Origin of the sequence: Oecophyllibacter saccharovorans (assembly GCF_006542375.1) — a bacterium.
Lineage (GTDB): Bacteria > Pseudomonadota > Alphaproteobacteria > Acetobacterales > Acetobacteraceae > Oecophyllibacter > Oecophyllibacter saccharovorans.
This window is the reverse complement of sequence record NZ_CP038143.1, coordinates 610556-635833: the sequence shown is the minus strand read 5'-3', so window position 1 is coordinate 635833 and position 25278 is coordinate 610556. Positions and strand designations below refer to the sequence as shown.

Annotated in this window: 19 protein-coding genes and 1 CRISPR repeat array; of the genes, 10 read left to right on the top strand and 9 right to left on the bottom strand. The window is 57.9% G+C overall.

What is annotated here, in order from left to right; translation table 11 throughout:
* Nucleotides 1-11: 11 nt before the first annotated feature.
* Together prfB and E3E11_RS02750 are read right to left on the bottom strand one after the other, a co-directional pair.
* Nucleotides 12-1143, bottom strand: a protein-coding gene (gene prfB / locus E3E11_RS02755) for a peptide chain release factor 2 (protein WP_141451082.1) whose coding sequence is annotated in 2 segments (ribosomal slippage) — nt 12-1073 and nt 1075-1143 — 1131 coding nt in all. Because the reading frame shifts where the segments join, the coding sequence is not laid out codon by codon here.
* A gap of 85 nt (nt 1144-1228) precedes the next feature.
* Entirely contained in the window at nt 1229-3946 is a 2718-nt protein-coding gene (locus tag E3E11_RS02750; RefSeq protein ID WP_407938683.1) for a penicillin-binding protein 1A, read from the bottom strand.
* Nucleotides 3947-4129: 183 nt separating this feature from the next.
* Between E3E11_RS02750 and rph the strand changes: the two genes are divergently transcribed.
* From rph to E3E11_RS02735, 3 genes are all read left to right on the top strand, one after another.
* Nucleotides 4130-4954: a ribonuclease PH gene (gene rph, locus E3E11_RS02745; protein WP_141451081.1), complete on the top strand. Its 825-nt coding sequence runs from the start codon at nt 4130-4132 to the stop codon at nt 4952-4954.
* On the top strand, nt 4951-5646 hold the full coding sequence (locus tag E3E11_RS02740) for a non-canonical purine NTP pyrophosphatase (RefSeq protein ID WP_141451080.1): 696 nt from the start codon (nt 4951-4953) through the stop codon (nt 5644-5646). The genes rph and E3E11_RS02740 overlap by 4 nt, the downstream gene beginning before the upstream one ends.
* Nucleotides 5647-5896: 250 nt before the next feature.
* On the top strand, nt 5897-8227 hold the full coding sequence (locus E3E11_RS02735; RefSeq protein ID WP_141451079.1) for a TonB-dependent receptor: 2331 nt from the start codon (nt 5897-5899) through the stop codon (nt 8225-8227).
* A gap of 23 nt (nt 8228-8250) precedes the next feature.
* Here the strand turns inward: E3E11_RS02735 and E3E11_RS02730 are convergent, their stop codons facing one another.
* On the bottom strand, nt 8251-9801 hold the full coding sequence (locus E3E11_RS02730; protein ID WP_141451078.1) for a replicative DNA helicase: 1551 nt from the start codon (nt 9799-9801) through the stop codon (nt 8251-8253).
* Between the two features lie 152 nt (nt 9802-9953).
* Between E3E11_RS02730 and E3E11_RS02725 the strand changes: the two genes are divergently transcribed.
* Nucleotides 9954-10616 (top strand): hypothetical protein, encoded by a 663-nt coding sequence (locus E3E11_RS02725; protein WP_141451077.1) that lies wholly within the window; start codon nt 9954-9956, stop codon nt 10614-10616.
* 133 nt (nt 10617-10749) lie between these two features.
* Nucleotides 10750-11295 (top strand): hypothetical protein, encoded by a 546-nt coding sequence (locus tag E3E11_RS02720; protein WP_141451076.1) that lies wholly within the window; start codon nt 10750-10752, stop codon nt 11293-11295.
* A 42-nt stretch (nt 11296-11337) separates the two neighbouring features.
* Here the strand turns inward: E3E11_RS02720 and E3E11_RS02715 are convergent, their stop codons facing one another.
* Together E3E11_RS02715 and accD are read right to left on the bottom strand one after the other, a co-directional pair.
* Nucleotides 11338-12849, bottom strand: a complete 1512-nt coding sequence (locus E3E11_RS02715; RefSeq protein ID WP_141451075.1) for a bifunctional folylpolyglutamate synthase/dihydrofolate synthase — start codon at nt 12847-12849, stop codon at nt 11338-11340.
* 27 nt (nt 12850-12876) lie between these two features.
* Complete coding sequence (gene accD / locus E3E11_RS02710) at nt 12877-13920, bottom strand: acetyl-CoA carboxylase, carboxyltransferase subunit beta (RefSeq protein WP_141451074.1); 1044 nt, start codon at nt 13918-13920, stop codon at nt 12877-12879.
* Nucleotides 13921-14642: 722 nt separating this feature from the next.
* Between accD and E3E11_RS02705 the strand changes: the two genes are divergently transcribed.
* Both E3E11_RS02705 and E3E11_RS02700 read left to right on the top strand, forming a co-directional pair.
* Nucleotides 14643-15233 (top strand): HdeD family acid-resistance protein, encoded by a 591-nt coding sequence (locus tag E3E11_RS02705; protein ID WP_231118970.1) that lies wholly within the window; start codon nt 14643-14645, stop codon nt 15231-15233.
* Nucleotides 15234-15354: 121 nt separating this feature from the next.
* Nucleotides 15355-16110, top strand: coding sequence for an alpha-ketoglutarate-dependent dioxygenase AlkB (locus E3E11_RS02700; protein WP_141451073.1), 756 nt, complete (start codon nt 15355-15357; stop codon nt 16108-16110).
* Nucleotides 16111-17154: 1044 nt separating this feature from the next.
* On the opposite strand, the gene E3E11_RS02695 is transcribed toward E3E11_RS02700, so the two are convergent.
* Together E3E11_RS02695 and E3E11_RS02690 are read right to left on the bottom strand one after the other, a co-directional pair.
* Complete coding sequence (locus E3E11_RS02695; protein WP_141451072.1) at nt 17155-18423, bottom strand: hypothetical protein; 1269 nt, start codon at nt 18421-18423, stop codon at nt 17155-17157.
* 88 nt (nt 18424-18511) lie between these two features.
* Entirely contained in the window at nt 18512-19285 is a 774-nt protein-coding gene (locus tag E3E11_RS02690; RefSeq protein ID WP_141451071.1) for an SDR family oxidoreductase, read from the bottom strand.
* A 1032-nt stretch (nt 19286-20317) separates the two neighbouring features.
* On the opposite strand from E3E11_RS02690, the gene E3E11_RS02685 reads away from it, so the two are divergent.
* The 3 genes from E3E11_RS02685 to E3E11_RS02675 all read left to right on the top strand — a co-directional run bounded on the left by E3E11_RS02685 (nt 20318) and on the right by E3E11_RS02675 (nt 21614).
* Nucleotides 20318-20578, top strand: coding sequence for a hypothetical protein (locus tag E3E11_RS02685; RefSeq protein ID WP_141451070.1), 261 nt, complete (start codon nt 20318-20320; stop codon nt 20576-20578).
* Nucleotides 20579-20699: 121 nt separating this feature from the next.
* Nucleotides 20700-20915, top strand: a complete 216-nt coding sequence (locus E3E11_RS02680; protein WP_141451069.1) for an antitoxin VbhA family protein — start codon at nt 20700-20702, stop codon at nt 20913-20915.
* A 39-nt stretch (nt 20916-20954) separates the two neighbouring features.
* A complete protein-coding gene (locus E3E11_RS02675) occupies nt 20955-21614 on the top strand; it encodes a Fic/DOC family protein (RefSeq protein WP_141451068.1) in 660 nt (219 codons plus the stop codon).
* Nucleotides 21615-21735: 121 nt separating this feature from the next.
* Nucleotides 21736-22860: direct repeats of the CRISPR family, unit length 28 nt; unit sequence GGTCTATCCCCGCATGTGCGGGGGAAAC.
* 261 nt (nt 22861-23121) lie between these two features.
* Here the strand turns inward: E3E11_RS02675 and trpA are convergent.
* Both trpA and trpB read right to left on the bottom strand, forming a co-directional pair.
* Nucleotides 23122-23985 carry a tryptophan synthase subunit alpha gene (gene trpA, locus E3E11_RS02670; protein ID WP_141451067.1) on the bottom strand — a complete coding sequence of 288 codons (864 nt, stop codon included), beginning with the start codon at nt 23983-23985 and terminating at the stop codon, nt 23122-23124.
* An 18-nt stretch (nt 23986-24003) separates the two neighbouring features.
* Nucleotides 24004-25272, bottom strand: coding sequence for a tryptophan synthase subunit beta (gene trpB, locus E3E11_RS02665; protein ID WP_141451066.1), 1269 nt, complete (start codon nt 25270-25272; stop codon nt 24004-24006).
* Nucleotides 25273-25278: the final 6 nt, after the last annotated feature.

Below are 25278 nucleotides of genomic sequence, written 5' to 3'. Positions count from 1 at the left end.
TTACTGAGGGCTTACTGAGCGTTGGCGCTGGCCTCGGAACGCGTGCCGCCGACGCGCTGAGCGAGAGAGGCGGCCATGAAAGCATCGAGATCACCATCCAGCACGGCGTCGGGATTGCCTTTTTCCACGTTGGTGCGCAGATCCTTCACCAGCTGGTAGGGCGCCAGCACGTAGGAGCGGATCTGGTGTCCCCAACCGATATCGGTCTTGGCAGCCTCGGCATCAGCGGCGGCGGCTTCGCGCTTCTGCAGTTCTGCCTCATAGAGGCGCGCGCGCAGCATCTCCATGGCGGTGGCGCGGTTGCGGTGCTGGGAGCGGTCAGTCTGGCAGGCAACCACGATACCGGTCGGCTCATGGGTGATGCGGATGGCGGAATCGGTCTTGTTGACGTGCTGCCCCCCAGCGCCGGAGGCGCGGAAGGTATCGACGCGCAGGTCAGCCGGATTGATCTCGATTTCGATCGTGTCGTCCACGACCGGATAGACCCAGACGCTGGCAAATGAGGTCTGGCGTCGGGCTGCCGCATCAAAGGGCGAGATGCGCACCAGGCGGTGCACGCCGGCTTCGGTCTTCAGCCAGCCATAGGCGTTGGGCCCGCTGACCTGCATCGTGGCTGATTTCAGCCCGGCCTGCTCGCCGTCGCTGGTTTCCATCAGCGTGACCTTGTAGCCGTGCTGCTCGGCCCAGCGCGTGTACATGCGCAGCAGCATTTCCGTCCAGTCCTGCGCTTCGGTGCCGCCAGCGCCTGCATTGATCTCGACGTAGCAGTCATTGGCGTCCGCCTCGCCCGAGAGCAGGCTTTCTGTCTCGCGCTGGGCTGCCTGGGCGGCAAGCTGGCGCAGGGTGGCCGTGCTGTCAGCCACCAGCGCCTCGTCGCTTTCCATCTCGGCCAGCTCGACCAGCTCCAGCGTGTCGCGCACATCGGCTTCAAGCTGCTCGACACCTTCAATCTGGTTGGCAAGCAGGGTGCGCTCGCGCATCAGCTTCTGGGCGGCCTCGGCATCATTCCACAGGTCCGGGTCTTCAGCGCGGTGGTTCAGTTCATCCAGGCGGAGTTTGGCTGCATCCCAGTCAAAGATGCCTCCTCAGCAGTGCCACCGACTGCCTGATCTGTTCGGAAAGGGATTCGGTCTCGGCCGACATGCGCGTAGTCCCTGTGCAGAATGAAAACATGAAACGACATACCCGGAATTGCGGGTGGAACCGGCGCGGTTCCTGACAGGTCCTCTTAGTAAAGCCCGCCGACGCCGATGTCACCACCTCCTTCAGGTGTCCTGGCACCTGATGGGCCTGCGCTCTGCTGGGCAGGCCCTGCCGATGCGCCGGCCCCTGTGCTCTGGGGGCCGTCCATGCTGTCTTCAGACAGCGGGATGGCATCCGCTCCCGTGTCGCTGGCTGTCAGCTCGCGCGTGCCGGCGCCATGGCCGTGCAGGGTGGCTGAAACGCCCGGGACCTGACCGGGCTTGAAGGCGTCGATGGCGGGAATACGCCCTGTGCTGGTGCGGCGCAGCACTACCCCCTCAGGGGCTGCGAAATCGAGCTTCGGCCGCGTGGCCAGGGCCTCCTTCATGATCTGGTTCCAGATCGGGGCCGCCACGCGCGCGCCTGTCTCATGGCGGCCAAGGGTGCGCGGGGCGTCATAGCCGACCCAGACGACCGTGACCAGGTCAGGCGAGAAGCCGGCAAACCAGGCGTCCTTGTAGTCCTGACTGGTCCCTGTCTTACCGGCCAGGGGGCGATCGATGCCGGCTGCCGCACTCATGCCGGTGCCGTGCTCCATCACTGCGCGCATCATGGTCACCACCTGATAGGCGCTCTGGGGGCTGGCAAGAGCTGGGCGGGTATCGACCACGGCAGGCAGTCCCGCCTGCCCGTCCTGGGTTGTGCCTTCCGGGGAAAGGGCCAGGCCTTCGGGTCGCCAGATCACCGTGCCTTCGGGGTCCTGGATGTAGTCGATCAGGCTGGGCTTGACCACGTGGCCGCCATTGGCGATGGCCGCGTAAGCGCCCGCCTCACGCAGCACGGTGGTTTCCACCGCGCCGAGGGCGGCTGGCAGGTAAGGCGGCATCTTGTCGACCATGCCGGATTTTTCCGCCATTTCGCAGAGGGATTTCATGCCCAGATAGGCAGCCAGCCGGATGGTGACAAGGTTGCGGCTCTCGCGCAGCGCGTCGTGCAGTGTGGTGGGGCCCCAGTTGTCATGCTCATAGTTCTGTGGATGCCAGCTGCCATAGGAGACGGCGGCATCAAGAAAGGTCTGGGAGGGGGAGATGTCATGCTGCATCGCGTCAAGATAGACGAGCGGCTTGAAGGAGGAGCCGGGCTGGCGCAGGGCCTGCGAAGCCCGGTTGAACTGGCTCTGGTGGAAGGACCAGCCGCCTGACATCGCCAGCACGCGCCCCGTGCGCGCATCCATGATCACGGCCGCGCCCTCAACCTGGGGCGTCTGCTCCAGCCGTGCCTGACCGTCCGCTTCAGGCTCGATCATGATGAGCTGGCCCTTGCGCAGGGGATGGGTGCGGCGTGCCCAGCCGACGTCAACGCTGCGCAGCGTTCCGGTGCGCGGCGCCAGATCGGTAGGGTCCAGCGGATTTTCCAGCCAGCCGACCCGCACGCTGCCCGCTGTCGACAGCACCACGGCCAGGCGCCAGCTGCGTAGCATGCTGGTGGGCGGCTTGGCCTGCGCCAGCTGCAGCGCCCAGTCCGGCAGGGCCTGTTCCGTCCCTTGCGCGCCTGAGCCGGCAGGCATGAGGGCGTCTGCCGCCGTGTCTCCGGAAGACAGGGCGGCTGCGGGCAGGGTGCCGGCAGCGCCGCGCCAGCTGCTGTGACTGCGATCATAGCGGATCAGGCCTTCGCGCAGGGCCTGGGTGGTGATGTGCTGCAGGTGCGGGTCGAGGCTGGTATGCACATCCAGTCCGCCCTGCAGGGCCTGGTCTTCACCGTAACGGCTGATCAGCTCCCGGCGGACATCCTCGGCAAACCACTCGGAATCCGGCAGCGGACCGCTGCGCTTGCGGCTGCGCAGGGAAAGCGGCTCCTGCTTGGCAGCCTCAGCCTGTTCAGGCGTGATGGCATGGGTTTCAACCATGCGGTCAAGTACCCAGTTGCGCCGCCAGAGCGCGGTTTTGGGGTGCAGATAGGGGTTGTAGTTGGTGGGTGACTTGGGGAGGGCGGCCAGGGTGGCTGCCTCAGCGGCGTCAAGCTGGTCGAGCGGCTTGTTGAAGAAGGTCTGAGACGCCGCTTCCACACCATAGGCCCCGCTGCCCAGGTAGATGCCGTTGAGATAGATTTCGAGAATGCGGCTCTTGGGCAGCGTGTCTTCAATGCGCATGGCCAGCAGCGCTTCACGCGCCTTGCGCAGCAGGCTGAGCGAGGAGTTGTTGAGCAGGATGACCTTGGCCACCTGCTGGGTGATGGTTGAAGCCCCCAGCGGGCGCTTGCCATGGCGGTTGAAAAGATCGGTCAGCCCGGCGCGCCCGATGGCCAGGAAATCCACCCCGCCATGGGTGTAGAAATGCTGGTCTTCAGCGGCGATGAAAGCGTTCTTCACCAGCGGCGGGATGGCGTTGCCGGGCACGTAGATGCGCTTTTCATGCGCCAGCTCGGCCATGAGACGGTCATCACCGGTATAGAGCCGGCTGACCACAGGCGGGTGATAATGCTGCAGGGCCGCCACGCTGGGCAGGTTGCCGGCCAGCTGCTCATAAAAGCCCCAGCAGCCGATGGCGACCACGCTGACGCCCAGCACCCCTGTGCCAAGCAGGGTGGCTGTCAGCATGCGCCAGCGCCGCCAGCCGGGCCGGGCCGTGGGCGGCAGCGGTCCGCGGGACTTTCGCCCCCCATCGGCCTGGCTTTCACCACGGGGGGCGGTGCTCGGCCGGGATAGGGGGGAGCGGCGGGAAGAGGCCGGGCGGTCCTCAGGCGAGGGAGGCGTTACTGACGTCATGCTGCACCTATATCAGGCCCGCCGGAAAGGGGAAACTGCAAAGGAAATCCAGAACAGGCGCGGGACTGGTGCTGGGCCTGTGAGGGGAACTCCGAGCAGGACCCCGGAAAAGCGTGCACAAAAACCGGCTCCCCGTTAAGGTGGCCTCCCCCTTGTCCCGACCCCGTAAGGAGCCTCCCGTTCATGGCCGACCTCCGTTCCGCCCTCAAGGCGGCTGATCTCAAGATACGCGCCAAACGCCCCAGCGGGCGGGCGCCTGACGAGAATCGCCCCGTCTCCATCACCACGGGCATGGCACGCCATGCTGAAGGCTCGGCATTGGTGCGGGTCGGCAATACGGAAGTGCTGTGCACCGCTTCCGTGGAATGGAAGCTGCCGCCTTTCCTGCGCCACCAGAAAGGCCCCGTGCAGGGCTGGATCACGGCTGAATACGGCATGTTGCCGCGTGCCACCCATACGCGCGGCCAGCGCGAGGCGGCCAAAGGCAAGCAGTCAGGCCGCACCCAGGAGATCCAGCGCCTTATCGGCCGGGCGCTGCGGGCCTGCGTGGACCTGCGCGCCCTGGGGGAATGCACGGTCACGCTTGATTGCGACGTGCTGAACGCTGACGGCGGCACGCGCTGCGCCTCCATCACCGGGGCCTGGGTGGCGTTGGCCCAGGCCCTGGAGAAAGCAGGCAAGAGCCGCGCCCTGACCGGGCAGGTGGCGGCGGTGTCCTGCGGGCTGACCGAAGCCGGCGCGGTGCTGGACCTTGATTACGTGGAAGACAGCAGCGCTCAGGCAGACACGAATTTTGTCCTGACTGCTGATGGCGGCATTGTGGAGATTCAGGGCACGGCGGAAGACAAGCCTTTCCGCCATGAGGAGTTCCTGGAACTGCTGGAGCTGGCGCGCAATGGCGTGCCCACATTGTTTGCCGCCCAGAAAGCCGCTTTGGCCCAGCTGCCTTCGGAGAACCAGGGAGAGGGCTCATCTTCTCCTGCCCCTGCTGCAGGAGGCGCGTCATGAGCAGGGCCCAAACCCCGGCAGATGGAAACACGCCTGCCGAAAGCCGGCGTTGCTTGCAGAGGGGCGCGGAGATCGTTCTGGCCAGTCACAATGCCGGGAAAATAAGGGAATTTTCCCTTCTCCTGGCGCCGCTGGGCATCAAGGTACGCTCCGCTGCCGAGCTTAACCTGCCGGAGCCTGAGGAAACCGCTGACAGCTTTGAAGGTAATGCCGAGATCAAGGCGCTGGCTGCCGCGCGTGCGACCGGTCTGCCCGCCCTCGCAGACGATTCCGGTTTCTGCGTGTCGGCCCTAGAGGGCAGGCCGGGGGTCTATTCCGCCCGCTGGGCCGGCCCTGAGCGCGACATGAACGTGGCGATGAAGCGGGTGCATGATGAAATGGCGCAAAGCCGTTCCGCTGACCGTGGCTCTTCTTTCGTTGCAGTCCTGTGCCTGGCCTGGCCGGACGGGGAAACGCGCAGCGTGCGCGGCACCTGCGAGGGCGAGGTGTGCTGGCCCCCTCGTGGCACGGGCGGTCATGGCTATGACCCGATCTTCGTGCCGGCCGAGGAGATCGCAGCCAGCGCCGGTGCTGCCAGCCCCGAGCCGCGCAGTTTCGGGCAGATGAGTGACGAGGAGAAAAACCGCTGCAGCCACCGCGGTCGTGCCATGAAGCGTTTCGTGGCGGAATGCGTCGCGCCTCCTGAAGCTTAATTGGCTGAAGCCTAATCGGGCGGGTAGCACCGCTAGTTCTGAATAGTTCTGAAAATCGGGTCACTGATGTGATCCGGTCTTCAGCCGCCCCTTGTAATGTTACGTTATAACATTCTATTTCTATCGACAGATGGTTCTGGACAGGTAGTTTTTCAGGACGGAATTTCCGATTCGGTCTCAGACTGTTACGGTGTCAACATGAATTTCAGCTATGACAGAGGAACCCTGTAGGGCAAGCGGGAGAGAGCACATGGCAGGGGGGGCAGGAAAATATTTGCGGGTGGGGGCCGCAAGCAGTGTGATCTGCGCCGGATTTCTCCTGGCTACCGCCCAGGCTGCGCCAATGCTTGCCAAAGGCAAGCCGGGGGCGCATTTGAAAAAAAACCTTCCGTCCACTTCTTCCGCACCTGCACCCGCAAACCGCAGCGCTGCGGTCCAGCCCCCGCTTCCCGAGCATCTCCGCATCACGGCGAGCCGCGGCTCTTCCGGGCGTGAGGCGCTTCCGCCCGGTCTCGGGGCGACGCAGACGCGATTTTCCGCCAAGGCCCTGGCCGCCATTCCCGGCGGGGATAACGCTTCCCTCAATTCTGTTCTGCTGCAGGCACCCGGCGTGGCGCAGGACAGTTTCGGCCAGCTTCACATCCGCGGCGATCATGGCAATGTGCAGTACCGCCTGGACGGCGTCATGCTGCCTGAAGGCGTCAACCTGTTCAGCCAGGCCCTCATGACGCGCTTTGCCCATGATTTGAGCCTGACCGTCGGCGCGCTGCCGGCGCAGTTCGGCTTCCGCCAGGCCGGCGTGGTGGATATTCACACGCGCAACGGCGTTGAGGATGCGCATGCCGGCCTGCAGCTTTACGGCGGTGCGCGCGACAACCTGCAGCCTTCAGCCCTGTGGGGCGGCCGCCTGGGAAAATGGGACTGGTACCTGACGGCTGATGCCGTTCATGACCGCGTGGGCATTGAAAACCCCACGCCCCGTTTCAATGCCCCCCATGACCTGACCAACCAGTACCACTTCATGGGCCATCTGCGGTACACAGCCAGCGAGCATACGCAGTTCAGCCTGACAGCCGGCGTGGCCAATGCCTGGTTCCAGCTGCCCAACAATCCTGCCCAGCAGCGGCAGTTCGCAAGCCCGGTCTGGCGCGGCCACAGCGTGCCGGCCTCTGACCCGGCCAGTGCGGCGCTGAACGAGCACCAGGCGGAGCTTGGGGATTTCGGCATTTTCTCCTGGCAGGAAAAGCGCGGCGCGATCAAGGCCACGACTTCTGCCGTGGTGCACGCAAGTGCGGTGCGCTACTCGCCGGATCCGGTGGGGGACCTGGTCTATAACGGCATGGCGGAACGCGCTGCCCGCTCGGTATTCACCGCCGGGGTGCAGAGCGATGTCGAGTGGCGCGCCGCCCCTGCCCATACAGTGCGCATGGGTTTCCAGGCCTACGGCGCGCGCAGCGTCACCCGCACCGATGCGGATGTTTACCCGGTGCAGCCCGGCAGCAACGGGGCCGGCAGCGACGGGGACACGCCTGTTTTCCTGTCCACGCCTGTCACCATTCATCAGGGCTCGGGGCACACCGGCGCGCTTTACGGCGTTTACGCGCAGGATGAGTACCGGGTTCGCCCGGGCCTGGTTCTCAATGGCGGCCTGCGCTTTGACGGGGTGGATGAATATGTCAGCGCCACCCAGCTCTCGCCCCGCTTCAGCCTGGTCTGGACCCCGTGGCGCAACGGGCGGTTCCATGCTTCCTACGCCCGCTATTTCACGCCGCCTGCCTTTCAGACGGTCAGCGGCAACAGCCTGGCTGCCTATCGCAACACATCAGGTGCGCCGCCCAACCTCTCCGGCCCTGACAGCGCGGTGAAGCCTGAGCGTGATAACAGTTTTGATTTCGGTTTCATGCAGGAGGTGACCCGTGGCTGGCAGGTCAGTGTGGACGGCTATTTCAAGCAGGCCCACAACCTGCTGGATGAAGGCCAGTTCGGCGCGCCGATCATCCTGACTTCCTACAATTACCGCCGCGGCAGGGTGCACGGGGTGGAGTTCACCACCGATTACACCCACGGCCCGCTGACCCTTTACGGCAACATGGCCTGGTCACGCGCCATGGGCAAAGGCATCACCTCGTCGCAATGGAACTTCTCGCCTGAGGACCTGGCCTATATGCGCCACCATTGGGTGCATCTCGACCATGACCAGCGCTGGACCGCCTCGGCAGGCGCTGCCTATGGCTTTTTCGCCCATACGTCGCACCCGTTCAACATCTCGGCCACTATGGTTTACGGCAGCGGCCTGCGCCGTGACGGCACGGGGGCGCGGGTCGGCGTGCCCAATGGCGGCGTGCTGCCGCAATATGTCACGTTCAATCTGGGGCTGGTGCAGGATATCTTTCTCAATGCGCATTCCAGCGGCAGCGGGCTTTTCGGCATGAGCGAGGAAGGCCGCCTGCGCCTGCGGCTTGACGTGATAAATCTGTTCGACCGCAGCTACCGCCTGCGTGACGGCTCAGGCATCGGCGTCGGCGCGCCGCAATACGGCCTGCGCCGCACCATTCTGGGCGGTATCTCCTATACGTTATAAGACCGGGTTCTTTGCCTGGGGGCTTACGGCCCGTAATCCTCATGCACCGTATCGAGATCGGCAAAGCGGGTGTACTGGCCTTCAAAGTAAAGGGGAATGGTGCCGGTCGGCCCGTGGCGCTGCTTTTCCAGGATGAGCTCGGCCTTGTTGTGCACGAGCGCCATTTTGCGCTGCCACTCCTCCAGCGCCTCGATGTATTTGTCAGGGCTGTCGAAGGCGCTGTCCTTGGGCTGTCGCTGCTGGAGATAGTATTCATCGCGGTAGACGAACATCACCGCGTCAGCATCCTGCTCGATGGAGCCTGATTCACGCAGGTCGGACAGCATGGGTCGTTTGTCTTCGCGCGATTCAACCTGTCGCGAGAGCTGGGAGAGGGCGATGACCGGCACTTCCAGCTCCTTGGCGATGGCCTTGAGCCCCTGGGTGATCATCGAGATCTCCAGCACGCGATTGTCGATGCGGGTGCCGACGGCAGGGCGCATGAGCTGGAGGTAGTCCACCACCACCAGGCTCAGCCCCTTGGTGCGCGCCAGGCGCCGGCAGCGCGTGCGCATGGCTGAAAGGCTGATGGCCGGCGTGTCGTCAATGTGCAGCGGCAGGCGCTGGAGCTCGCGCGAGACGCGCACGAACCGGTCGAACTCCTTCTGCCCGATATCGCCGCGGCGGATCCTCTCGCCCGAGACCTCCGCCTGCTCGGACAGGATACGCGTCGCCAGCTGCTCGGCTGACATTTCAAGCGAGAAGATCGCCACGCTGCCTGCCGGGCGCCCGCCCTGTTCCTCGGCCTCGCGCATCAGCGCGCGGGCGGCGGAGAAGGCGATCTTGGTGGCCAATGCCGTCTTGCCCATGGCCGGCCGGCCCGCCAGAATAATCAGGTCGGACGGATGCAGGCCGCCGGTCTTCTTGTCGAAATCACGCAGGCCCGAGGTGAGGCCGACGATGTCGCCCGTGCGGTTGAAGGCCTGTTCCGCCGTGCCCAGCGCTTCGATCAGTGCGCGCTCGAAGGAGACGAAGCCGCCATCCTGGCCCTTGTCGGTAGCGAGCTTGAACAGCGCTTCCTCGCCCGCGGCGATCTGGTCGGGCCCGTCCAGCTCCGGCGTGCCGCCGAAAGCGTTGTTGACCACTGTCTCGCCGATTTCGATCAGCTGGCGGCGGATCCAGCAATCATGGATGATGCGCCCGTATTCCCCCGCATTGACGATGCCCACCATGGCGTTAAGCAGCTCGACCAGGTAAGCGGGGCCGCCGGCCTCAGCCAGGATGCCGGTATGCTCGAACTCGCCCCGCATCGTGACGGGGTCGGCAAGCTGTCCGTTCTCGATCCGGCGTGCGATCGCCTCATAAACGCGCCCGTTCAGGCCGTTGGAGAAGTGCACCGGCTGCAGGAAGTCGGAGACGTGCTCATAAGCCTTGTTGTTGGTGAGAATGGCGCCCAGCAACGCCTGCTCGGCCTGTGCATTGGCCGGCAGCCCGCGCTCCAGACCGGCATTGACCAACGCCGCCAGCGGCCCGGCAACTGCGGGGGTGGCAAGCTGGGTGGTGGGAATGGAAGATTCGGTAACACGATCACTCATGCCGCCCTTTTAGCGGGTCTGCCGGGGCTTGGGGAAAGGAAAATGTTGGGGTGGTGGAAAGGGGTAGATGAAGGCGGTTGTTGGGTAAGCAGTAAGGAACGTGTAAGGGAATAAAAGCAAAGAATTCCAGGAAGAGTAGAGGAACGTAGATAATGGGATTTTGGTCTTGGCTGCTGGATCCACAGCACGCCCCTTGGGCAACAGTAGCTGTATCTTTCTTTTCAGCTATTGGCACAATTATTATTGCTTTCATGCAGTGGCGAATTTCTCAGGGTATGCATCTGATTGCAGAGGAGCAGAAAAATATCGCGGTTTCTAAATTGGGACTAGATATATTTAATAAACGTTATGATGCTTGGGAAAGACTATATAATAATATGATTGAATATGATAAAGAAATAGTAGATTATTTTGATAATAAAGAGAAAATTTTTAATGACATATCACCTAAATTAAATAAAGAAAATTACACTCAAGAGATAAAACGCATTTTATCAAATGGATATGAAAAATTTAGATCAGATGATGTTATTTATAAAAGTATTGATGAAATGATAATTTTATTTGATTCAACGGAAATGGTCAATCTGCTAAATGAACTTAAAATAGAATGTAGGGAATTAAGTCGGAAGATATGTGGCGATGCTGAATTGCTATATAAGTATGTAAATGAAGGAGGAATTCTGTTCGGGAAAAATGGTTTATCTAATTTTACCTTGACATTTGAAAAAATTTTCAAGTATAATGAAAGAATAGGAAATACATTTTCAAATATTAGAGATTTATGTATGAAGAAAATGACTTTGCCAATTTAATTATATGGCTTCTGAATAAATCGACATAAGATACTGCTAAAATCTCTATTAATTAAGTTGAGATATAACCGATATTTAGGATGTTATGGACGTTTCACTAAGCTCAGCACTCCCCCCTCAAATCAGAGTCATTATGGACTCTGGCTGGATCATAGAATGGGCGCCGGTTTTCGGGGTGGTGAGCACGTTTGTCATTGCTTTCATGCAGTGGCGCATTTCCTGGGCGCAGAAACAGATTGCCGGGCAGCAGCAGCGGATTGCCGATGAGAAGCTGCAGCTGGACCTGTTCAACAGGCGTTATGATGCCTGGGAGAATTTCAGGAAATCCGCCCTGGAAGTGGAAAGGATCATCAGGGAGATCAGTGACAGTTCCAGGGAAATCATTCAGGACCGCAAATCCCTGCTGTCCGTCAGTGAAATCATGGAAGAGAAAACCGATTTCAAGGGCGCGCTCTTCCAGATGAAAATGCTGTTCGGCCAGAAGCTTATCGGGAAGAAATGTGAGGAGATCTATGACTTCTACGAAAAAGAAGTGCAGGATCTGTGCCAGGCCATCGCGGACCACAATGAAGAGCGCGTGAAAATCAGCTATGATGATTTCGTCAGGCTGAAGCTGAAATCAGCGAAGATATTTGAGGAGCTGGATAAAAGCATTTTGAACTATTCCCTGTTCAGATGATCCGGCCCCTTGTTTTAACAGGCAAGAAATAAAGCTGGTTGCTCAGATAGGCCCCACCTGTTCCCGGTCCTGCTGCAGCGCGCAGCCAGCCAGGTAAAGACTGCCGCAGATCACCACGCGCCCACGGGAGTTCGCACCAGCCGAGGCTGCAAGGCGTTCCAGCGCGTCCTGAAGCAGGGGTCCTTCGCTCAAAGTTGGGGGAGAACGCCCGGGCGGCAGATCAAGGGCAGGCTCCAGAGCACGGGCCGTAGCAAGGATGTCAGCAATCGGCATGGCCAGATGCTGTTGCGGCTCAGCTACGGCCTGAAAACTGTCGGCCAGAGGCAGCAACGGGCGCAGGACGCCTGATACATCCTTGGTGTTTTTCAGCCCCATGATGAGATGAACCGGGCGCGTGCCTTCGTCACGCCAGAGGCGCAACTGTTCAGCCAGGGCTTCGGCCCCGCCGGGATTGTGGGCACCGTCTACCCAGAGTTCCCAGCCTTCCGGCAGAAGCCGGGCCAGCCGGCCTTCCAGGCGTTGCAGGCGTGCGGACCAGAGGGTCCGGCTGAGGGTCTGGTACGCCTGGGGAGGGAAACTGGCGGGCGTGAAAGCCGGGAAAGCCCCTGCCGCCAGGGCGCGGCGCAGGGCGGCTACGGCCAGAACGGCATTCTCTCGCTGGTGTGGCCCGGCCAACCCCGGCTGCGGCAGGCGGAGTGTCCCCAGCGCGTCGGCATAGTCGATCTGCCCTCTTTCTTCAGCAGGGGTAGAGGGGTTCCCTGTATCGCGGACACGCCAATGAATTTTCCGAGCTTCAGGCGCGAGTGGTTCAGGGGGTGTCCCCCTGACTTCCTGCACCCGGTAAAGGGGGGCGTTCAGGGCTTCGGCCCGTGCTGCGATTACCGCAGCCGCTTCAGGAGATTGGGGGGCACTGATGACCGGCACGCCGGGCTTGATGATACCTGCTTTCTCAAAAGCGATCTCACTCAGCGTTTCGCCCAGGAAAGCCTGGTGGTCGAGGCTGATGGAGGTCAGCACGCAGGCCACCGGGGCTGTAATGACATTGGTGGCGTCAAAGCGCCCGCCCAGCCCGACCTCAAGCAGGACCAGATCGGCAGGCAGGCGTGAGAACAGCAGGAAGCCCGCTGCGGTCAGCACCTCGAACACTGTTATCGGCGCCCCGGCATTGACCTGTTCCACCTCCTCCAGCGTGGCGACGAGCAGGTCTTCATCCACTGGCCCGCCCGCCTGGCCGCCAGGAAGGCCGGAAACCGGGGCGGCGACGTGAAAGCGTTCGGTCAGGGAAAGGAGATGCGGGCTGGTCATGGCGTGAACACGCAGCCCGGCGGCCTCAGCAATGGTGCGCATGTCAGCCACCGTGCTGCCCTTGCCATTGGTGCCGGCGACGTGAATGACCGGCGGCAGATGCCGTTCCGGATGGCCGAGCCTGGAGAGCAGCGCTTCCAGCCGCTGCAGGGACAGGTCGATCAGGCGCGGATGAAGCCGCTCCAGCCGCGCCAGGATCTCCCCGCTCCGCCCGCTGAACTCGCTGGTGCGTGCATTCGTCTTGACCATGCTCAACCTGCAGCCGGCGCGGGCCGTTTACGCGCCGGACCTCTTGCGGTGCTTGTGGTGTTTGGCGCTGTGCTTGCCGGAGGGCGGTTTATGCCCGGCCTCACTGTGGCCTGAATTATGGCCTGACGGGGCGGCAGACTGGCGCGTGGCCGGCGGGTGGGGGGCCGGGTGCTGGGTGGGGGGGCGCTGCTCTTCCTGCCCGGCGCCCGGCAGGGTGACCGTGCGGGTGGTAGGCGCCAGCATGTTGACCAGGCGACCGAGCGTCTGGGGCAGCTCGGCGCGCGGGGCGATGAGGTCGACCATGCCGTGCTCCAGCAGGTATTCCGATTTCTGGAAGCCTTCCGGTAGTTCCTCGCGCACCGTGTCGCGGATGACGCGCGGTCCCGCAAAGGCGATCAGGGCGTCGGGCTCAGCCACATGCACGTCGCCCAGCATGGCAAAAGAGGCCGAGACCCCGCCGGTGGTGGGATTGGTGAAGACCACGATGTAAGGCAGCCCGGCCTCGCGCAGCATCTGCACGCCGATCGTGGTGCGCGGCATCTGCATCAGGCTGGCAACCCCTTCCTGCATGCGTGCCCCACCTGAGGCGGTGAAGATGACCAAAGGCGCCTTCTGCAGCACGGCCAGGCGGCAGGCAGCCAGAAAGGCCTCGCCCAGGGCAGGCCCCATCGTGCCGGCCATGAACTCGAACGCCATCACGGCAACCACTGTCTCGCGGCCGCCGATGCGGCCGTGGGCCACCAGTAGGGAGTCGTCAAGCTGTGTCTTGGCACGCGCTGTTTTCAGGCGGTCGGTATAGCGTTTGGAATCGCGGAAGGCGAGGGGATCAGTCGGCATTTTCGGCAGTTCGATGGGGGTGTATTCCCCGTTGTCGAACGTCCATTTCATCCGTTCATGGGCCAGGGCGCGCCCATGGTGACCGCAATGGGGGCAGACCTTCCAGTTGCGCTCATAATCGCGGATCAGCAGCATCTGCCCGCAGCTGTCGCAATTGGTCCAGAGATTGTCCGGCACGTCGCGCTGGAGGAGGCTCCGCACCTTGGGGCGGACATAATCGGTCAGCCAGCTCATGGGTCGTTTTTCTCTCCATAGGTCTGGGCGGCCGCACCCGGGGCTGCCGAAGTCTGGGGATTGCGTGCAGGAAAGCTGCAGGCGCGCCGCCCGGCTGAAAAGGGCGTATCTTATCGCGCGTGTTCTGAGGAGGCCAGAGCTTTCCTGCACGTTTCCCCTGCCCCAGAGCTGGGCCTGTCTGACAATCTGTCTGACAAGAGGCGGCAAGCTCATGACTGTTTCGAAACGTTCAGGGCCGGCAATGGGAAGCCAGCAGTGTTTGAGCTGTAAACGGGAGGCGTTCAGAGTAAAAACAAACGTGTGAAATGAATGTTTAAAGAACGATCAAGTGCTGTTTTCAGGCCTTTTCCTGTTTCCCCGGGTGAACCTGCGGTGATTCCCATGCACGAGACTTGCACCTGGCACGCGCGCTATGCGTAGAACCTGAAGCTGGTAGTGCCGCAATTGCTGCCATTGAAGATGGAAAAGAAGACGGGAAATAGGTTAAAACCTTCACTGGAAGTCTACCCCTGCCTGCCGGTCTGTGTTAGGGGCGTGCAAGTGGGAAAGGTTTCGGCATCTGATACCTGCTGCCCAGAAGAGGCAGGGCAGAAGGCGAAGCGGGCGATATCCCCTGTTTTTGAGACCGGCCGCCATGGTCCGGTCATGTAACACTGGTGCCATCGGCGCGGCGGTCCATGCCGTTTTCCGCCAGGGTGCCGCAAGATCGGAGTTTTCGAGATATGAACGAACAGGAGATTATCCCTGGAGTCGGCGTTCTGCCGACTCCAGCCATGAAGCCGGGCTACTTCATCGCCGCCGGTATCATCATGGTCCTCCTTGGCATCCTCGCCTGGATCTGTGCTTTCCAGGTTTCTCTGGCCAGCACCATCGTGCTCGGCGTTCTGCTGATCGCCGGTGGTGTGATGCAGCTGGTGCAGGTTTTCGGCCATGGTCCCACTGCCGGTATGCCGCGCTGGCTTGCAGCGCTGACGGGCGTGCTGATCATTATCTCGGGTGCCCTGCTGTGCCTTGAGCCTGTCCAGGGCGCCATGCTCCTGACGGCCTTCATCGCAGCCATGCTGATCATCGGTGGCCTGATGCGTATTTACTGGGCCTTCCAGCTGCGCCACATTCCCGGCTGGTGGGTCGGGCTGCTCAGCGGCGGCGTGACCCTGCTGGTCGGTGTGCTGCTCTATGCAACTCTGCCGTGGGCCGGTCTGCTGTTCATCGGCACGCTGATCGCAGTCGAGCTGATCATGGCTGGCGTCTCTGCCACTTATTTCGGCTTCACCCTGCGCAAGGTGGAGCAGGAGCTTACTCAGGTTCCCTGAGTTTCATCTTCTGAGCTGTGATGGAAGCCTCCCTCCACATTTGTGCTGGGAGGCTTTTTTATTGTTCTGGTAATGGAAAAAGAAAGCCGGAGCCCGCAAGCGGATCAGGAGGTCAGGACAGATGGGTGCCAATTCACTTTCACTGTTTCCAGAGGCCGGCTCTCAGTTCCCCGGTGTCGAACTGCCCCCCGGCGTATGGCATGCACCGGAGGCACTGAGCCTGCCGGAGCAGGAAAGTGTGGTGGCAGACCTGCGGGAGCGCCTGAAAGAGGCGCCCTTCTTCCGGCCCTATATGCCTGAACGCCCCGGCTCGCCGGCAAGCGGCGTTCCTTTCAGCGTACGCATGACCAATCTTGGCCCGCTTGGCTGGGTTTCCGAACGTCGCGGGGCGCGTTATCAGCCCGTTCACCCCAAAACCCAGCAGCCCTGGCCGCCGATTCCTGACTTCCTGCTGGGCCTCTGGCAACATTTCACGCTTCCCTACTGGCGGGAGGCGGGAAGGGGAAGTGAACCCCTGCCGCCGCCTGATTGCTGCCTGGTCAATTGGTACAGTGAAGACGCACATATGGGGCTGCACCGGGATAATGGGGAAGCAGCGCGGGAGCTTCCCATCGTCTCCCTGTCGCTCGGCCGCAGCGCCACCTTCCGTATCGCGGATCCTGATAACGGCCGTACTCAGGATCCGAACGGACGCATTCACAAAGTGCGCCTCGATTCCGGGGATATCATCGCTTTTGGGGGCGCCAGTCGCCTGTCATTGCATGGGGTGCCCCGGTTGCTGAAACTCCGTCAGCCCGGCAATCGGGGGACGGGAACTGATCCACTGGACCTAGGCGGGCGGCTGAATCTGACTTTGAGACGGATTACCCCGGTTTGAAGATTCTGGTCCCAAGACAGGATATAAAGAGGCAGCGGGCGTTCGGCTGTGAGGTGGAGAGATGACAGAACAACGGAATACCTTGAGAAATAGGGTTCAAAGGATATTCGAATACTTTCCACCACCTTTTATGAAGAGAGCCTATTTCTTCAGTTTTATATATCTCATTATAATATATGCGGTAATATTTACCGAAATTATGAAGAGAGAAAATTTAAGTGTTCGCCACATCGGAGGCGATATAGGTCTCTCTCTCCTTTGCCTGCTGTGCTTTTTTCTGTATCCGTTTTCCAGATACATCTGGGATCAGATAAAAGCTTTCATACTCGGCAAAACCATACTGATAATGCCGATTGTCATCATCGTCCCGCTCAGCATAGTCTGGAATGCACTGCTCTGGGTGGCTTCTCCCTTGCTTGGACCCTTAGCAATTCTTTACGTCTGGACGAAAACCGGACCGAAAGTACAGTCAGAGGTAAAGTGACAGGCTAAGGCGACGGTAATAGAAGACTTATGCGGTTGATGAATCAGAAAACCTTAAGGCCCTTAGACGAGGCTAATTCATATCAGCATAAAAGGCTTTATACGGATAAAGCTCATTTCTTTGAGTAACATTTCATAGCGTTCTACAGATACCAGATTTTCAGAAGTGGTAAGAGTGGATTATGCCTTGGCAAGTATTTCTTATTCTGACCTAGATTGAAGCGTTTCCGGTCAAAATGGAGCTCAACAAAAATGAACGGCCCACCATATTGGAGAGTTTTATAGGCTTGTTAAAGTAATTTAAGTCAAATTTCTTGCTTTTTTAGGAGGTAACCTTAACTCAAATAAGAAGAGACCGGAACTAAACGGCTCTAAAGATAATGTAAAATCTATTTTTCCAAGAATACTGTTTGATTTTAGATGGCCTCTAATCCAAGTATATGCTATTGCAAGTATAATTTGGGAGAGATTACCTGTTATAGAACGATATTTAGGGTCAATATTGGTTAGAAACTGTTCTCTTATTCTATCGTGCCGTGTCGATAATAAATAATAAAAATGTTAAACAAAAACAAATTTTTCCCATTCGAGCTTATTTTCAGAAAACAAGAATACACTCCCATCGAAATTACTCCTTAAATAACCGTACGAGGTAAATATTAAACTATTATCAATATTTAAACAAAGAGATGACATATTAATTTCGCTCGAGAAAGATAAAGATTTCCGTTCATTTACATATAAAAATACTCTTTCATCTTCAAACCAAAAAAACAAGTAATTTTTATTTCCAATACTATATAAAGAAAGAGGTGATAAATGTTTTTGATCTCCAAACTCTCTTGATTCTAAACATTCACATTTATGGTTAAAACATATGACTTTTCCATGACAATCAATTATTAATCTAGGGAAATTTTTAAAACCCATATTCTGAGGAATTTTATAATAAAGAAAATTATAAAAAAGCTTATTCTTCATTCTAAGAGCAAGATCATAACGCTTTAATAAGCATAGTCCATGTATTTTCTTTAAGATATAACTATGATTAGCATAGATGCGTTCTTTATTATGAATTTTATCACTTAACAAAGATAAAGATTGTAAATATAAATTTTTATTATATAGATTAAGTCTTTTAATAAGATTATAGTTATTTCTTCTCCTTGACTTACTAACAGATAGATTAATTTTACTATTATCCATAGTACTCAATGCTAAAATTATCTCTTTAAATGAGTCCGATCCAGATATATCATTATAGACTATATGTTCAGCATAAAACACAGGTATTATATTAATCTCAAATCCACTATCTGAAAGGTCTAAAATTTTCTTAGAATGGTAATAATCTATTTTATCATAAGGATCGACAGCAATAAATATTTTTCCTCTTAAATCATTATTGCTTATAGTCATATTTGACATGCTGTCATTATAAAATTGACTATAATTATTGAATTTACTTTCAATATCTGGATCAATAGTATATTGAGGAGCCATAGCGAAGACTATATCTGCTTTAAACAGCCGAGAAAATTTTATAGCAGCAAATCCCCCCATTGAGGGACCTGCAAGAATCCTAATATTGTAATCCCCGTCTAATTCAATTATTCTTGCTATTTCGTCAATTTCACTGGAAATATACCAATTAGGCTTCTTTGTAGTGATGCCATAACAATTGAATTTATATTTTTTTGAGAGTTTTTCAAGAAAAAATAAGTTCATAGCTCTATCATGATAATTTACCCCCATAAAGGTAATAAGGGTAAAATTGCTCTCTCCCGCTACCTTATGAAGGACTAACTCATTACCATTGTAGATTATCATTTTGGCTTGGATCTTTATGAAATTTGTGTTGTAAGAATCGAACGGGTGCTTATTTAGAAGGGATAAGGAATTTTTTCAATTTTAGGCTTTATTTTGTTGTATAGCCCCCATTCACTAAAATAGTCTGACCGGTCATCCACCAGCCTTCGGAGACGAGGAAGCGGATGAAGGGCACGATATCTTCAATGTCAGTCAGGCCGGTCTTGGAGAAGGGCGACAAAGCCGCGGCGGTTTTGTGGTACTGCACGGCATCCGCACCTTCGGCAGGATAGAAAAACGGTGTATCCATCGGCCCGGGCCCGATCGCTGTCACGGAGATCCCGCGCTCTCCCAGTTCTTTCGAGGCCGCACGGGTATAATGCTCGACAGGCGCCTTGGTGCCGGCGTAGGCCGCATAGAAGGGGGTATAGGCTCCCAGAAGCGAAGTGACGAGGGAGCAGATTTTGCCGTTGTCGCTTACTGTTCGGCCGGCTTCTTTGAGAAAGAAAAAGGCCGTCTTGGAATTGACAGCATTCATTTCGTCAAATTCAGCTTCGCTGATTTCTACCATCGGCTTTTTCAGCACTTTGCCAACGGTATTGACGGCGATATCAATGCTGCCCATTGCTTCCTTGGCCTGGGTGAACAGCTTCTCCATCGCTGCGGCACTGGTAAGGTCAGCCTGGAAGGCAAAAGCCTTTGCGCCCGCCGCTTCGATGGCTGCAACTGTTTTATCGGCTTCCGCTTTTGAGGCGTCACTGTTGTAGTGGACAGCAACCGCTCTGGCGCCATGCTGTGCCAGATCACGCGCCAACAGACCCCCCAGATTTTTGGCGCCCCCGGCAATCAGCACGGTTTTTCCAGTGATGCTGTGGTCGGTCATGGTCTTCTCCTGATTATGGGACGCCAGTGTTTCGTTCAGGCTCAGCAGGTTAAGAAATTGCTGAATCTGTTAAGATTAAACTCTAAGCCAATCCTCTTTCAGGAAGCAAAGGGAATGAAGAGAAGGCTGAATCCTGAGCTCTGAGATCATCGCTGCCGTGCTGCTCAGATGATGGTGGAAGTTTCGACCATGACTGTTTTTGCGGGATGGGATTAAGGAGTCACCGTCTCGCCGCTTTCTTGAGGGGTGACTATGGTGTCCCTGCCCATGGGCTCTCTTCTGAAGAGACCACAGAGGCCAACTTCACGCGCCAGGTGAGTCCGGGCTCTTTCACATTCTCTCTGGCGCTCCTGGAGCAGCTCAAGAATTTCCGGGGTCCACCCAGGCGGGGACTGCCGCTTACCAGACAGAACACCCCGGATCCGGCTTGAGTTGACATTGAGGTAGCGCGCCAGTTGGCTCTGCCATTTTTCCCCGAAGGCAGCGTGACCTGCAAAAGCGAGCTGGTCAGCAGTCAGGCGGCTCGCTTCGTTCATGACAGATTCCACCACAAGCGGCCGATAGCCGCGACTAGTGCAACAACTGCAATGAAAACAAAGAAACGGACTGGTTTTTCGGCCCAGTAGTTCATGAGCTTGTCAGTCATTACCTTTCTCTTTCTTCTTTGGTAAAGATTTGCACAGGAAGGCAGGGCTTGCGCCGCCCGACATTCTATCTTCGCCTGAGCGAGAGAAACAATGCTGTTTAATGCGGCTTTTCAGATGCGGCTGGGCCTAGCCCATATGTATGAAGGAAATTTTCGGAGAGCAGGACCCTCTAATGGCTAATGGTAGCGTGCCACATCAAAACGGTCTTTAATATCATAGACTACTTATGAACAGGGGCCCTAATCCTTGATGGCCCATTTGCCAGGAAAAAGGTAATGACTGACAAGCTCATGAACTACTGGGCCGAAAAACCGATCCGGTTTGTTTGGGCCATGCTGACCCTGTTCGTGGTCACATGCCTGGGGCGGCTGTGGTGGAACATGTCATGACGATGCCTGAGGCGCTGGAGGCTGAACAGCTCATCCGGGCCGGAGAAACGGCGTTTGGCCATCACTGGAAAGCTCAGGTGATAAAGCATCTGGGAATCAAGGACACTACCCTCAGAGGTGTTCTGGCAGGCAAGCGCCCCTGCCCACCCGGCTGGACGACGGAGATCTTAGAGCTGCTTCAGGAACGGGCTGATGCCTGTGAGAAGCTGAAGGCAGAGCTGAGCGGCGAGCTCTACGGCAGGCGGCCCAAGCTGTAAGAGCGCAAGGCTTCTCCTGAAATTTCGGGTATTCTGTGGCGGGAAGGCGATGAAAGCTTCAATGCTGGCAAGGACGGAAAGCCGATGTTCGAACCTGAAGCCAAAGCAGGAAACCGAGAAAATGACCTCTACCCAGAATACCCAGAACGAACTCCTTACTCCGGAAGAAAAAGCCTTCCGTCATAAATGCGTTGACCAGGCCATTCACTCGCAGCGGCTGGAAGGGGGCGATGTTTCAGAAGACGTGCAGGCTGACCTCCGCCTTTATGCGGAAGGCCATCTGACTTTTGAGGAAGGCCTGAAAAGGGCCCTGAAGAAACACACTGTGAAGGCATGAGATTTTAGGAGTCCATTTGTGCAGAGCCAGGACCCTTACATGAACCCCAGGCATGGCGTCCTGAGAAACAGGCTGGGTCTCACTGATGGGACGGTGCTCGCAAAAGCTGAGCATGACATCATCAGTTGGAAAGAAATTCTGTTCAGGCAGCAAGCCCCGCCTGAAAATTTCGATTTGAACTATCTGAAGCAGACCCATGAATTTCTCTTTGAAGATATCTACGCATGGGCAGGTGAAATCCGCACGATAGCCCTTTCCAAGGCCAACACCATGTCTGCAATGCCCGCTTTTATTCAGAGCGAAGGAAAGAAGTTTTTCGGGAGTCTGAAAAAGGAAAGCAATTTACGCAGCCTTGACGCCGAAAATTTCTCAAAAAGGGCGGCCCACTATCTCGGTGAGATCAACATGTTGCATCCTTTCCGGGAAGGAAATGGCCGCACGCAACGGCTGTTCATGGAACAGCTTGCCAAAGGGGCCGGCTATGAACTGGATTGGAGCAAGGTTTCCCGTCAGGAAATGACGGCTGCTTCCATTGAAGCAGGACGCAGTATCCCCAAGCTTTTTGAAAAGCTCATTCAGACTAACCTAACGCCTCTGTCATCAGAACATGCGCTTTCCAGTCATGGAAATCAGGAGAAACAGACGGCCACCAGGAAAAAACTTGTCGCCCAACAGGGAGAGTTGAAAAAGCAGCGGTAAAAATGGCCTCTATTAAACCTGCAGGCAAAGAACGCCAGGCTGAAGCTAGTCTTTAAAATCTGTAACAGAAAGATCAGGACCTCCAGGTTCTGGAGGCCTAAATTTCTTCAGCCCTTAAAGAGGTCTATCCCCGCATGTGCGGGGGAAACTGCGAATGAACTGCGGCCCGCCACGGCCGGCACGGTCTATCCCCGCATGTGCAGGGGAAACGCACCAGCGTCAGCTGGGCGAGCCAGATTTTCAGGTCTATCCCCGCATGTGCGGGGGAAACGCTTTCTATGACCTCATGAACAACGCCGTTCCCGGTCTATCCCCGCATGTGCGGGGGAAACTTCATCCATGCCGTTTAGATTCGCCAACTGAGAGGTCTATCCCCGCATGTGCGGGGGAAACACAGAAACAGGAAAAAAAATCATGGTTCAGCAGGTCTATCCCCGCATGTGCGGGGGAAACGCTACGTCATCGAACGGCTAACGTGAATGAATAGGTCTATCCCCGCATGTGCGGGGGAAACTTGTGACGCTGGATAGGTCCTCGTTGAAACGCGGGTCTATCCCCGCATGTGCGGGGGAAACCCCGACAGGCCGCCACGGCCGATCAGCACCTGCGGTCTATCCCCGCATGTGCGGGGGAAACCCCTACATGTCGATGAGCACGCCCGGAGTTCCGGGTCTATCCCCGCATGTGCGGGGGAAACCTATACACAGGCGTGACAGGCATGTGAGCCGCCGGTCTATCCCCGCATGTGCGGGGGAAACGAATATCAGGACACGCACCTGACCACCGCTGAAGGTCTATCCCCGCATGTGCGGGGGAAACGTTTTTACCAGGGAATACCTGAAAACTAGCGACGGTCTATCCCCGCATGTGCGGGGGAAACTGCCTCTGTGTCGAAATCCGGAACGGCCCCGTGGGTCTATCCCCGCATGTGCGGGGGAAACTCCGACTGGCTTATGCAGCAGCCCCCTATTCCAGGTCTATCCCCGCATGTGCGGGGGAAACGGATCGGCACGGCGGACCAGATCGGGCGCGCGCGGTCTATCCCCGCATGTGCGGGGGAAACTGATCCATAGCAAGCTGATAGGCTGAAACGATGGGTCTATCCCCGCATGTGCGGGGGAAACAATTTTCATCACATCGCAGGCCTCCCGCATCGCGGTCTATCCCCGCATGTGCGGGGGAAACTGACGAATGAAATCCTAAGAATCTGATACGAAAGGTCTATCCCCGCATGTGCGGGGGAAACTCTTGTAACCTTATATACCCCACCCTATGTCCTTAGGCAAAAAAATTGTGCTTTTTGGTAATCTGGAATGCCAGAGAATGATTTCCCCTGGTTTTTTTAAGGGCTTTTCACTTCAGAGCCGGAAAATTCGGTCCAATGGCTCTGGCCGGCAAACAGCAGGGCCAAAAGAAAATGACGGAAATTTCATAAAATTCCCTTGGTTCTGTTTTCGCTCGGTAATCGGCAAAATCTGGAACCCAGCTGGATCGGCTGTCTCCGAAATTACTCCAGAAAAGTGCCCTTCCGCACGCCTGCCGCCAGCTGACGGAGCTGGGTCAGGACTGCCGGGAGGGTCTGTGGGGTGGCCTGACCGTCATTGAGAGTGGAGGCAAGGGTTTTGATCAGGGCGGAGGCCACCACAGCGCCGTCAGCGATCCGGGAAGCTTCAGCAGCCTGTTGGGGTGTGCGGATGCCGAAGCCGATGGCAACCGGCAGGGAGGTGGCCTGGCGCAGGCGTTCGAGTGCGCTGCGGAGCTGGGCCGTGGTGGCGCTGGCCGTGCCGGTCACCCCGGCGATGCTGACATAATAGACGAAGCCGGTGGCGTTTTTCAGAATGGTGTTGAGGCGCGCCTGCGGCGTGGTGGGGGCGGTGAGTGTGATGATGTCGAGACCGTTCGCGCGGGCGTGGGGCGCCAGGAGCGCGGCTTCTTCAGGGGGCAGGTCAACGACAATAAGGCCGTCCACGCCCGCGCGGGCGGCAGCGCGGCAGAACTTCTCGGGCCCGAAACGGTCGATGGGATTGCAGTAGCCCATCAGCACAACCGGGGTCTCGTCGTCAGTCTGGCGGAATTCTGCCACCATCTCCAGCACGCCTTCCAGCGTGGCACCGGCTTTCAGGCCCCGTTCAGCAGCTTGCTGGATGGTCGGTCCGTCCGCAGAGGGATCGGAAAACGGCACGCCGACCTCGATCAGGTCCGCCCCTGCCTCAGGCATGGCCTTGAGCAGGGCCAGGGAAGTGGCCCGGTCAGGATCGAACGCTTCGAGATAGGGAATGAGCGCGCCGCGTCCTTCCGCCGCCAGCCTGGCAAACCGTTTCCCGATGCGGTTCTTCCGTTCGGGAGCAGAGGGATGGGACAGAGAAGTCATGTCAGGGCCCTTACAGCTTCAGGACAGTTTCACGCCGAGATGCGCGGCTACAGTGGGGACATCCTTGTCGCCGCGCCCGGAGATGTTGACGACCACATTTCTGTCGGCCGGCAGGGTGCGCGCCAGTTTCAGGGCGTAAGCGAGGCCGTGGGCGCTTTCAAGCGCCGGAATAATGCCTTCCAGGCGGGTCAGGAGCTGAAAGGCTTCCAGCGCCTCGGCATCGGTCGCGCTGACATAATCGACACGACCGATGTCGTTCAGCCAGGCGTGTTCCGGGCCGATCCCCGGATAATCAAGGCCTGCACTGATGGAATAAGGCTCGGTGATCTGGCCATGGGCATCCTGCATCAGATAGGTGCGGTTGCCGTGCAGCACGCCGGGCGTGCCCCGGGCGATGGAAGCGGCTGTTCTGCCTGAATCCAGCCCTAGCCCGGCCGCTTCCACGCCGTAGAGTCGCACGTCGCGGTCATCGAGAAAGGGATGGAAGATGCCCATCGCATTCGACCCCCCGCCGATTGCCGCCACGATGGCATCGGGCAGGCGACCGGTCTGTGCGATCATCTGGGCACGGGCTTCAGTGCCGATCACGGACTGGAAATCGCGCACCATCTCGGGATAGGGGTGCGGCCCTGCCACCGTTCCGACGAGAAAATAGGTGTCGTCCACATGCGCTACCCAATCCCGCATGGCTTCGTTCAGCGCGTCCTTCAGCGTGCCGCCGCCTGCGGTGACCGGATTCACCTTGGCGCCCAGCAGGTGCATGCGGAACACATTGGGTGCCTGGCGCGCCACATCTGTAGCACCCATGAAGATCTCGCATTCCAGGCCGAACAGGGCGCAGACTGTCGCCGTGGCCACGCCGTGCTGACCTGCGCCGGTTTCAGCGACGATGCGCTTTTTGCCCATGCGCCGTGCCAGGAGGATCTGTCCCATCACATTGTTGAGCTTGTGCGAGCCGGTATGGTTCAGGTCTTCGCGTTTGAGATAGAGCGTCGCGCCCGAGCCGGATTGATCGTTCCGCTCTGCCTCGGTGCGGACGCGCTCGGTCAGGCGATCGGCTTTCCACAGCGGGCTCGGGCGACCGACATAATGTTGGAGATAGGCGTTCAGCTCTTCCTGAAAGCCCGGATCAGCCTGGGCCTGGCGGTAGGCCTGCTTCAGCTGCTGCATGAGCGGCATGAGCGTTTCAGCGACGAACACACCGCCATAAGGGCCGAAATGCCCGTTGGCATCGGGGCCGGAGCGCAGGGAATCCGGTGCGTGTTCTGGGGAAGACGGCTTTTGCATGTAAGG